This is a genomic window from Rappaport israeli (genome assembly GCF_001888055.1).
Taxonomy (GTDB): Bacteria; Pseudomonadota; Gammaproteobacteria; order Cardiobacteriales; family Cardiobacteriaceae; genus Rappaport; species Rappaport israeli.
Genome location: NZ_LXHZ01000006.1, coordinates 1 through 11,356 on the forward strand (window position 1 = coordinate 1; position 11,356 = coordinate 11,356).

Here is an 11,356-nt window from a genome sequence, read left to right on the forward strand (position 1 = left end):
GCCAACACCACCGCCGACAACTCAAACGCCGCATGCCCCACCACAAAAGGAAAAAACGACCCCCACGCATACCCCACACGCAACATATCCGCACTCACCACCCCCAAATGCCACCCATTACTCACCAACACCGCCACCGACCCAAACCCAGCAAACGCCCCCCCAACAATCGTCCGCAACCCAATACTCGTATTATGCAAAACATAATGCCCCCACATCAGCACATCACTCTCCGCCCCCCCGACTCTCCCCCCACACGCCCCTGCGCCATAGGCGCATACATCTCCTCATATTCCCCCCCCCACATCCCGCGCATACTCAGGACACCACAACCCCACCGCCAACCCCAACCCCAACGGCAGTACAAACAACCCCCCCGCCAACGCCACATAAACCCAACAATCCCGCAACGCCCGAGGCAACCCCAGCAAAAAAAAATCCGCAATCCCCCCCACACCCCGCGCACGCTCCGCATACAACCGCCGCCGCCCCAACACCACCAAATCATTCAAACGCCCCACCAATCCAGCCGAAAACCCCCGCGCCCTTGCCAACGCCAAATGCCCACACACCTGCCGATAAGCCCAAGGAAACGCCACCGCCGCCAGCCCAGCCTCCCGATTTCCCATTAAAAATCCCTGCAAATCCTGCCACAGCCCCTCATGCTCTCTCACAAACCCCACCTCATCCACCTGCAAACACACCACCGCCCCCACTCCATCAACCGCTCAACCCGACATTCAGGCTCAACCCCCACGAAAAAACCCGCCAACGGCTCACTCAACTCCACCGCACGCGCCAACGAATGCTCCTGCGCATACAACGCAAAACCAACCACCGCCTCACGCTCCAGCGAAGACAACGCCACAGACGGCTTTACCGCCCCTCCAGAAGCCAACAACCGCTCCATCACAGCCACCCCCAACCTCCCAAGCGTACCCCCCATCACGCACAATCACCACCGTCCCCGCCATCCAATCCCCCAAACGCTGATTGCGCCCATTAAACAACATACAACACAACCCCAAACCAAAACACCCAGGCAAAAAATCCAAATACCGCAAAACATTACGCCAAGCACACTGCGACAACCGCAAAGCCGACAAATCCTCAGACACCACCTGAAGCCCCAACAAACGCTTACCCAACGACTGCCCACGCCAAAAAAACTCCAATAAAAAGAAATACCCCCATGACACCACAAACACCAACACCAACACCACCCCCAACGTCGCCTGACTCCTAAAAAACACCACCAACATCAAACACCCTAGCAAAACCCCAAACATCACCAACAAATCCACCACCAGCGCCCACATCCGCGCAATCGGGTCAGCCAACACCGCCGACACCAACGCCCCTCAGGCGTTCGCACCCACAACCCCCCATCTAACAACGCCTCAAAATCACGCCCCCCATGATACTCTCCCAAACCATCCCCCCCTTCTAGCGCCAGCTTGAATCCCCCATCCCTCCACCGCGCCTCGCTCTACCGCCCTCTTACCCTTCACCGCAACCTCCAAAAACCCAATGAATAACCCGCAACCACAACTATAACACCCTACTACCACACCTTTTTATCTCCATAACACAACCACCCTATCCTAATAGCGCCCACAAAAAAAGCAGCTTCTCAGCTGCTTTAGAAAATTGGCGAAGAGAGAGGGATTCGAACCCTCGATACGCTACAAACGTATACACACTTTCCAGGCGTGCGCTTTCGACCACTCAGCCACCTCTTCTTATGAATTGTCAATTCAGCCATCCCTAGCTAAATCAACAAATCTCAAAACTTATAACACCCAACCAAACAAATCTTGCAAAACAACCCCTTGTTTTCTCAAAAATTACTGCGCCTCCTTAATTGACAACCGCACTCTTCCTTGACGGTCAACCTCAATTAATTTCACTTTCACTTCCTGACCCTCGCTTAACTCATCGCGCACATCATTAACACGATACTCAGCGATTTGCGAAATATGCACCAACCCTTCTTTGCCAGGCAAAAAGGATACAAAAAGCGCCAAAATCCATAATCTTGGTTACTTTACCCTCATAAATGCGCCCAACCTCAGGCTCTGCAGTAATCTCTTCAATCATTCGGCGTGCATTATTGGCAGACTCTTGATTGGTTGCTGCAATCTTAATCGTGCCATCATCCTCAATTTCAATTGAAGTTCCTGATTCTTCAGTAATCGCGCGAATGGTTGCTCCGCCTTTGCCAATCACATCCTTAATTTTATCGCTATCAATCCGCATTGTTGTAAAGCGTGGCGCAAATTCAGACAACTCCTCACGCGGTGCGCTCATTGCCTCATTCATAATCCCAAGAATATGAATTCTGCCTACTTTCGCTTGCTCTAGCGCTTGGCGCATAATTTCCTCAGTGATGCCTTCAATCTTGATATCCATTTGTAGCGCCGTTACACCTTGATGCGTTCCCGCCACTTTAAAATCCATATCGCCCAAATGGTCTTCATCGCCCAAAATATCTGTAAGCACCGCAAAACGCTCACCTTCTTTAATCAATCCCATTGCTATCCCAGCCACAGGCGATTTAATCGGCACTCCTGCATCCATTAACGCCAACGAAGTCCCACAAACACTCGCCATTGAGCTAGAGCCATTGGATTCAGTAATTTCAGAAACAACCCGAATGGTATAAGGGAAAGCGCTTTCATCAGGCAATACCGCCTCAATTCCACGGCGCGCCAAACGCCCATGCCCAATCTCACGCCGTTTAGGCGAGCCAATAAAACCCGTTTCCCCAACACAGAAAGGTGGGAAATTATAATGAAGCATAAAGTTATCTTTATACTCACCACTAAGCGAATCAATCACTTGCGCATCGCGCCCAGTCCCTAAAGTCGCCACCACAATCGCCTGCGTTTCTCCGCGCGTAAATAACGCCGACCCATGCACACGTGGCAATACTTTTGTGCGAATAGTAATAGGGCGTACGGTTTTTACATCGCGCCCATCAATACGCGGTTCTTGCGCTAAAATACGCTCGCGCACAATGGTTTTCTCAAAATCATGAACGATATTGCCAATTTCCCCTGCACTTGGGCTATCTTCTGCCTCAGTTACTAAAGCTTCTTCAACTTGCGCATGCACATTTGCCACCGCTTCCTGACGCGCTTGCTTATCGGCAATCTGATAAGCTTCTGTTAATGGCGCAAAACTAAGCGCTTTAACCTTGTCATAAAGCGCTTGATTTTTTTCTGCTGGCTGCCAATCCCAAGCTGGTTTACCTGCTTCTTGTGCCAGCTCATTAATCGCATCGATTACAACCTGCATTTGCTCATGCCCAAACATAACCGCTTTAAGCATCACTTCTTCGGGCAATTCTTGCGCTTGTGATTCAACCATTAGCACGGCATCTTTTGTCCCTGCAACGACCAAATCCAAATCAGATTGTTCTAATTCTTTAGGCGAGGGATTGAGCAAAAACTCCCCCTCTTTATATCCCACACGGGCTGCACCAATTGGGCCAGAAAAAGGCACACCTGCAAGCTTAATTGCCGCAGAAGCGCCAATCATTGCCGCAATATCAGAAGACACTTCAGGATTAGACGACATAACTGTTGCAATCACCTGAATTTCATTAAAAAATCCTTCGGGGAATAAAGGACGCAGTGGGCGGTCAATTAACCGCGCAATCAATGTTTCTGATTCAGATGGGCGACCTTCGCGCTTAAAATACCCACCTGGCACTCTACCAGCGGCATAGATTTTTTCTTGATAATTCACTGTTAACGGGAAAAAATCTTGCCCTTCGGCGACTGTTTTTTTCGCCACAGCGGTAACCAACACCACCGTATCATCGACATTAACCATAACCGCGCCATCGGCTTGACGAGCGATTTCGCCTGTTTCTAAAGTAACGTTGTGTTTACCATAGACGAAGGATTTTGAATATTTCACGAAAGACCCTTAAATCAAAACTTATAAAATCAAACTATTTAGAACGCACAAACTTAAAAATTAACGACGCAAGCCCAAATCAGCGATGAGTTTACGATAGCCTTCAAAATCTTTACGCTTGTAATAATCTAACAAACGACGGCGATTGCTCACCATTTTTAACAAGCCACGGCGTGAATGAAAGTCTTTTTTGTTTTCAGCAAAATGTTTTTGCAAGTCTAAAATGCGCGCGGTTAGTAAAGCAATTTGCACTTCAGGAGAGCCTGTATCCCCTTCAGCGCGCTGATATTTTTTAACGATTTCTTGTTTGTTCTCAACTGTTAACATTTAATTACTCCAGAAAAATTATAGTTGCCGATGGCTTTGGCACGATAAAGAGCGCGGATTTTAAGACCTTCACCTTAAAAAAGCAAGCCATTTCAACCCTTACACCTGCGCTAACGCCACACAGCAACCCAAAATGCCACCTGCTAATTCAATGCCTTTCTCACTCATTAATATCAAAACAAATAAGCCTTTTTTATTTTATGCTCATGCTAAGCGCTTATCATGCGCCTTTTTAGATTCTAAAGTATAAAAATAAACGTGCAATCTATAATTTTTGTTAGAATGCGCCACTAGCTCATCTTATTAATAAAGTGGTTTTATTTAAGATAAACATGTTGATTGTTCAATGATTAATCACTCTAAAAATATCACTTTTTAGCTAAAGGAATTGAGCCATATTTGATTTTAATTTTGTGAGGATATTATGAAAAAGCTGGCTATTGTTTTGCTTTGTGCGACATTATCATCAACTCATGCACGAGATTTGCCAGAAATTCTACGCACAAGCCTAGTCGCTCAGCCAGAAATTTTAGAAGCGCAAGCAAACGAACGAATCGCAGAAAGTCGTCTGGAAATCGCCCAAGCTAGAAAATACCCTACTTTAGCAGTTCGCGCCAATCAACCTATTTTGCGAAATAATGGCGATTATGGTTTTAATCCTGTGCTAGAGGCAAAATGGACGGTTTATGATTTTGGCAAGCGTGATACAGACATTCACAAAGAGCGATTAAAAGCAGATTACTTTAGTGAGAAGACCAGCGAAACAGAAGAAGAGTTTCTCTATCAATTAGCTGGGTATTATCTTGAAGCGTTGCGCGCTGATATGGCGCTAGAAGTTGCGCTACAAAATAGAAAACGACATCAAGAAATTGTGCGCAAAATGGAAATTATCCATCAATATGATTCAGGGCGTCGTTCTGAACTAACACAAGCCCAAGCGCGCCTCCTTCAAGTTGAAGAAAGCATTGTTTCCTATGAGCGCTTACGCAATCTTGCGCTATCGCGTTTATCGCGCTACGTTCAGCCAGCGCTCAGCTCTGATGAGCTCAATAATCCTTTTGCCAATCTATCAGAGGCACAATTACTTACTCAATATCCCTCAACGCTTGTTGACATTCGCAACAATGCCAGCTATCGGGCGCAAAAAGAAGAACTTGCCGCCACCCAAGCCGAGCATGAATCCACAAAACTCGCCTACTATCCTGATATCAATATATTAGGCGAGACAAACCGCCATGATACCGCTGTTTATTTATCTGTAACCTTTGATGTTTTTGACCGCACCAAAGCGCCGAGCATTGAGCAAAAGCGCCATCAAGTTGATGCCGCACAAGCGCGTTTAGACAGCATAGAAGCCAATTTATTAGAGCGTGTAGACTTAGCCATTTTACAAATGAGGGAAGACCAATTACGCATTGAAATTGCTGGTAATCAAATCCGCACCTCACAACAAGTAGCCGCCGACTATGAAGACCAATTTACAATTGCCCAACGTTCTTTGCTTGATGTCGTTAATGCCTATAGTGAACTAGCCAATATTGAGCAACTGCGCGTCAATGCCAAATACGACCTCATGCAGGCAAAGCTAGACTATTTATCAGCGGTGGGCAAACTTAGTCAGTGGGCAGGGATTAGTCAAGAGCCAATCTATCCTACGCCAAGCCCACAAACAGCAAAGCCAAGCGCTTATTCTGAAGTAGTCATTACGCCTCCAAGTAAAGCCACCTATCCTGAGATAATCATCAGAAATCCCAGCCTAAGAGCCTACCCTAAACTAAAGATTACTAATACTGACGAACAAACCTTGATGCAAAGCACTTGGCAAGCCCCTATCTTTGAATAAATTTACTGTGTACTGCGCTTAAAACAAATAACGACTTTTTAAGCCTATTCATAGCCTTTAAAGAAAAACTCAAAAATCTGGAATAACATGCAAGCATTATTAGAAAACTTAGCCTTATTGTCGCGATTATTAAACCATCCCGTATCAGAGGCAACCCTCTCCACCCTCACCCCGCGCGACCAATTCGGCGATTTTGACTATAGAGCGCTAAGCGAAACATTGGCACAACAAGGCTTTGATAACAGCTTGCAATATCGCGAATTAAGCAAAATCCCCCGACTTGCACTCCCTGCGGTAGCGCTACTACGCGATAGAGAGGCAGCGATTATCATAGCCATTGGCGAAACCCATGTTACCTTAAATATCGCAGGCATTGGCAAGCAATTAGTCAGTAAAAAAGAGTTTGAAGCGCGCTATTTAGGCTATATTTGGTTTATGCGCCCACAAGTTGCGCAAGAAAAGCGCTCCGAACTGCCAGAATATCACCTAGAAAAAGGATGGTTTTGGAAAGTTATTTGGCGTTTTCGTCGCTATTATTATCAAGTACTTATTGCCACCTTTATCATCAACACATTAGCGCTCATCAGCTCGCTATATGTCATGAACGTTTATGACCGCGTCATCCCCAATAAAGCCTATGAAACGCTATGGGTGTTAAGCATCGGCGTATTTTTAGCCATAGTATTTGAATTTATTGCCAAAATTATCCGCGGATATCTCACAGATATTGCTGGCAAAAAAGCCGATTTAATCATTTCTTCTGCATTATTTCGGCGTGTATTACAAATCCGCATGCAAAACAAACCCGTCTCAGCAGGTTCCTATGCTAATAACTTGCGCGATTTTGAGTCCGTCCGTGAATTTATGACCTCCGCAAGTTTACTGGCTTTAGTGGATATGCCCTTTTTCTTATTGTTTATTTTTGTGATGTTTGTTGTAGCAGGCAAACTCGCTTTTGTGCCGTTACTCATTGTCCCGATTGTGTTATTAATTAGCTTATTTGCACAAATTCCACTTGCCAAATCCATTAATGAAGCCATGCGCGAATCCTCCCAGCGTCAAGGGTTAGCAGTAGAAGCGGTTGATGGCGTAGAAACTTTGAAAGTCAACAATGCCTATAGCTGGGTGCAAAAGCGCTGGGATTACTACACCGCCAAAGCCGCCGCCTCTAGCATCAAAACAAAAAATCTCAGCAATTTAATCACCAGCTTTAGCGTTATGATGCAACAGCTTAACACCGTGATTTTAGTGCTTTTTGGCACCTACCTAATCCACTCCACCAACCCAGAAGAGCGCATCAGCATGGGCGCTTTGATTGCCTGTGTCATCTTATCAGGTCGCGCCCTTGCCCCTGTTGCACAAATTGCTGGACTGGCGGTGCGCTTTCAGCAGGCAAAAGTAGCCTTAACTGGCGTTACACAAATTGCCGAACGCCCCATTGAACGCGACCCCACCCGCAAATACATCACCTTAGAAACCCCCAGAGGCGCTATTGAGCTAAAAGATTGCGTTTTTTCATACAACAAAAGCGAGCAACACGCCCTATCGCAACTCAATCTAAAAATCAACGCAGGCGAAAAAGTCGCCATTATTGGGCGCATTGGTAGCGGTAAATCCACCCTACTCAAACTCGTAAGCGCCTTATACGAACCCCAGCAAGGCATCGTTACTTTAGACGACGTCGACACAAGACAAATTGACCCCTACCATCTGCGCAACAAAATCGCCCTATTAGCGCAAAATCCGCGCCTATTCCTTGGCACCTTACGCGACAATCTGGACATGGCGCGCGCCGATGGTGTATACAGCGATGACGTATTATTAAATGCCTTGCGTCGCTTTGGCGTTGCGCAAATGATTCAGCAACATCCCAAAGGATTGGATATGCCCATTGGCGAAAATGGCGCAGGATTATCAGGTGGTCAACAGCAAATCGTCTCACTTGCGCGACTAACCTTGCGCAATCCGCGCGTTGTCTTACTCGATGAACCCACTAGCGGACTAGACCAAGCCACAGAAGTGCGCGTCTTACAAGCATTAGTCGATTGGCTTGGCAATCGCACCTTGCTATTAGTAACACACCGCCCTCAATTATTAGCTCTAGTCAATCGAATCATCGTAATGGAACAAGGCAAAGTCATCATTGATGGCGCTAAAGACGCCGTAATTGCGCATCTTAACCAACAAAATGCCCCCCAAACAGCGCAAGCCGTCTCCCAAGAGCACAATCACCATCTGCCACAAGAGTAAATCAAACAAGAGATTAAGACATGAGCAAAAATATTCAGCCCCTTAATAAACGCGACCTCAAGCTTATCAGCGACCTAAATGCCGCCATGCAGGCAGAGCAACACAAAGGGCTTTGGTGGAGCATTATTTTTTTAGGCGCTTTATTAACCTCCTTTATCATCTGGGCGTATTTCAGCACACTAGAAGAAGTTGTGCGCGGACAAGGTTCAATCATCCCCACCTCTCGCCAGCAAATGATTCAAAGCCTAGACCCTGGCATTTTAAAAACGCTCAATGTAAGAGAGGGACAACTTGTAGAGCAAGGCGACATCCTCGTTACACTAGACGACACCCGAAGCTCCGCCATCTTGCGCGAAAGTAAAGCCAAAGTACAAAACCTATCCGCCATGGCATCGCGCTATCGTGCAGAAGCCTACGACGTCCCCTTAGAATTTGAACAAACCATCCCAGAAACTTTGCGCCAACGCGAAACACTCGCCTATCAAGCGCGACGCAAAACCCTCCAAGAAGGACTAAAAGGACTCAAACACTCCAAATCAATCCTTGATGAACAAATTGCCCGCACCTCACAAATGGTTGAGCGTGGCGTCTCCTCAAGAATCGAATTATTGCGCATGCAGCGCGAATCAGCAGACCTTGCCCTCCAAATAACAGAGCGCCAAAACCAATACCAAACAGAGGCAAACGAACAACTCGTGCGCACAGAATCAGAGTTAGCACAAGCCAGAGAGAATTTAGCCATGCGCGCCGACCCCGTAGAGCGCTCACAAATCCGCTCACCTGTTCGCGGACTAATCAACAACATCAAAATCACCACCATTGGCGGCGTGATTAACGCAGGACAAGACATTATGGAAATCGTCCCAGTTGATGAAAATCTACTCGTTCAAGCCTACATCAATCCAAGAGACGTCGCCTTTGTCCACACAGGCTGCCCGCCGTAGTGAAATTAAGCGCCTATGATTACGCCATTTATGGCGGATTAGAGGGTGAAATTACCCTCATCAGCCCCGACACCCTAAGCGACGAACGCCGCCCCAGCGAACTCAATTTAGACGCCGAAAGATCCTATTATCGCGTCCTCATTGAAACCAAAGGCAGCACCATCACCGACCGCAATGGTCAAACCCTCCCCATCAAACCAGGAATGCCCGCAACAGTAGACATCAAAACAGGGGAAAAAACCGTATTCCAATATCTAATCAAACCATTTACCCGCTTTAAACAAGCCCTGCGCGAACGCTAACCCCACACTCAAAACAAAATGCAAAAAGCTCAAGACCTTAGAAATCAATCCGCTAAAGCGCTAAAGTCTTCAGCCCTTCAGAAAATATAGTACCTTAACTTCAAAATGAGACTTAGAGATACACATTTTGTCAGGAGAAGCGCTTAGAATAATCTCATTTGAAGTTAAGAGACTATACAATGCCCAAAGCCACCAAACCCCCTCGGTCAATCTTTAGCGCATAATTTTCGCCTTTGGCAAATTGTTTTCTATAGTTGGCAAATTCATCCCCCACCACCGTTGGCACAAGGCGGTATAAAATTATCCTCTATTTTTCCTGCCCAAAAAAAACACCCTCCGAAGAGGGTGCCATGCTAGAGACGAATAAGACATCAAATAATAGATTTAGAAGGAATCTCCTGGTCAATGTATAGATGATACTGCACACCGCTGCTAGTATAGGTATACACATTGTAGCTCTTACCATCAATCGTATCTACCTTGTCAGCAGGACGTTTAGGATTTCCTAGGCCTTCGCCAAAATCAATCGTATCAGCAGAATCCCCTTTAATGATTAGTCGCTTATGAGTCGCATCATGGTTTTTCTTCAAATCATTCAAAGAAATTTTCAAAGTATCTCTCCCTGATTTAGAGAGATCCACTTCTTCCATATTTTTCATATACCACATATTCTGCTCACGATTAGCTGCATTCTTATGCTTTTCACCGCTACCATCAAGCTTATCTTTTGTATTGATAATCAGCCTATCATAGCCCGCCCCACCATTTAATTCCGGGAAGCCAATTATGTGATCACCACCTCCAACGGTATTGTACATTTCTACAGTATCATTCCCCGGTCCTAAATCAACTTTAGAGGCACGTCCAATACTATGACCAAGCCACTGCGAATTTAAAATAATCTTATCATCGCCCTTACCCATAAAAATGTTTTGAATTCCAGTAATATATTTAGCTGAAATGGTATCATTCCCATCTCCCATATTAACTATCCCTGGTTTACCTTTAGGGGCAGTACTATAAACTCCTCCATTGGTAATGGCTAAAGTATCATTCCCACGTCCTAAATTAAGCGTATGAGGATTAGTTGTATAACCTTCTGCATAAAATATATCGGCGCGCCCCGTAGTATTACCCCGAACAATCTCAAAAGGTGTCTTATTAGGAGTATTATTGATATTTCTATAAACACCTATATTAACAAGCTCAGAATTTGAGTTCCCTGCTTCATCTGTAACAGTTAAGGTCGACTGCGAAGTTTGCAACTTATTGCCAAGATCGAGTTCAAATTTACCTTTCGCATCTGCAATGGTAGAACCATGACCAGCTAATTCAACCTTACTGCCTGGCTCATCAGTTTCACCTAAAAGGACATATTTACCATTTTTAAGGTTAACGACAAGTCGGTCAGTACTTGGTGCAACCTTATCATAAGTAAATTCCAACGTTGCTTCACCAGACTTTTCCCCATTAACAATCCGTTTTGCTTTAATGGTGTAGTCTTTACCAGTTAAGGCTTTATTAGGATCATTTTTAATAGCCTGATTCAATTGAGCAATAGTTCCAGTCAACAATCCGCTCTTCCCTGCTTCTAATCCTTCAATCTGATACTCAAAGGTCGCATTATCTTCAATGCCTCTAGCTTTAATCGTAGCATCCTTAGTAAGGCGATCTTTATTTGTGCCCTTAGTGCCAGTACCAAAAGTATCATTAGGCAAATAAAGTTCAGGCTTTGCTGGTTTAACATTAGTAATCGTTGGACT

The 11,356-nt window shown here is 45.6% G+C and carries 9 protein-coding genes, 1 tRNA gene and 2 pseudogenes; 3 read left to right on the plus strand and 9 right to left on the minus strand.

The window, feature by feature from the left end; all coding sequences use genetic code 11:
• From A5N84_RS01990 to rpsO, 8 genes and pseudogenes are all read right to left on the minus strand, one after another.
• Positions 1-218: stage II sporulation protein M (locus tag A5N84_RS01990; protein ID WP_233119858.1), on the minus strand; the 218-nt coding region annotated here is incomplete at its 3' end.
• A 69-nt stretch (positions 219-287) separates the two neighbouring features.
• Positions 288-716 carry a stage II sporulation protein M gene (locus tag A5N84_RS01995; RefSeq protein ID WP_158008614.1) on the minus strand — a complete coding sequence of 143 codons (429 nt, stop codon included), beginning with the start codon at positions 714-716 and terminating at the stop codon, positions 288-290.
• The gene (locus tag A5N84_RS02000; protein ID WP_158008615.1) at positions 671-898 is read right to left on the minus strand and encodes a hypothetical protein; all 228 of its coding nucleotides are present in this window, start codon (positions 896-898) and stop codon (positions 671-673) included. The genes A5N84_RS01995 and A5N84_RS02000 overlap by 46 nt, the downstream gene beginning before the upstream one ends.
• Positions 843-1,352 (minus strand): RDD family protein, encoded by a 510-nt coding sequence (locus A5N84_RS02005; protein WP_143324788.1) that lies wholly within the window; start codon positions 1,350-1,352, stop codon positions 843-845. Before A5N84_RS02005 ends, A5N84_RS02000 begins: the two co-directional genes overlap by 56 nt.
• Positions 1,289-1,432, minus strand: coding sequence for a hypothetical protein (locus tag A5N84_RS10180; protein ID WP_158008616.1), 144 nt, complete (start codon positions 1,430-1,432; stop codon positions 1,289-1,291). The genes A5N84_RS02005 and A5N84_RS10180 overlap by 64 nt, the downstream gene beginning before the upstream one ends.
• 219 nt (positions 1,433-1,651) lie before the next feature.
• Positions 1,652-1,742 (minus strand) — tRNA-Ser (locus tag A5N84_RS02010).
• Positions 1,743-1,847: 105 nt separating this feature from the next.
• Positions 1,848-3,927, minus strand: a pseudogene (gene pnp, locus A5N84_RS02015) (polyribonucleotide nucleotidyltransferase).
• Between the two features lie 60 nt (positions 3,928-3,987).
• The gene (gene rpsO, locus A5N84_RS02020) at positions 3,988-4,254 is read right to left on the minus strand and encodes a 30S ribosomal protein S15 (protein WP_072281082.1); all 267 of its coding nucleotides are present in this window, start codon (positions 4,252-4,254) and stop codon (positions 3,988-3,990) included.
• 424 nt (positions 4,255-4,678) lie between these two features.
• Between rpsO and A5N84_RS02025 the strand changes: the two genes are divergently transcribed.
• From A5N84_RS02025 to A5N84_RS02035, 3 genes and pseudogenes are all read left to right on the plus strand, one after another.
• On the plus strand, positions 4,679-6,097 hold the full coding sequence (locus A5N84_RS02025; protein WP_072281083.1) for a TolC family protein: 1,419 nt from the start codon (positions 4,679-4,681) through the stop codon (positions 6,095-6,097).
• An 87-nt stretch (positions 6,098-6,184) separates the two neighbouring features.
• Positions 6,185-8,347 carry a type I secretion system permease/ATPase gene (locus A5N84_RS02030; RefSeq protein WP_072281084.1) on the plus strand — a complete coding sequence of 721 codons (2,163 nt, stop codon included), beginning with the start codon at positions 6,185-6,187 and terminating at the stop codon, positions 8,345-8,347.
• Positions 8,348-8,367: 20 nt separating this feature from the next.
• Positions 8,368-9,593: pseudogene (locus tag A5N84_RS02035) on the plus strand (HlyD family type I secretion periplasmic adaptor subunit).
• A 371-nt stretch (positions 9,594-9,964) separates the two neighbouring features.
• Here A5N84_RS02035 and A5N84_RS10185 read toward each other — a convergent pair.
• Positions 9,965-11,356, minus strand: a 1,392-nt coding sequence (locus A5N84_RS10185; RefSeq protein WP_158008617.1) for a hypothetical protein, incomplete at its 5' end; no start/stop codon positions are given.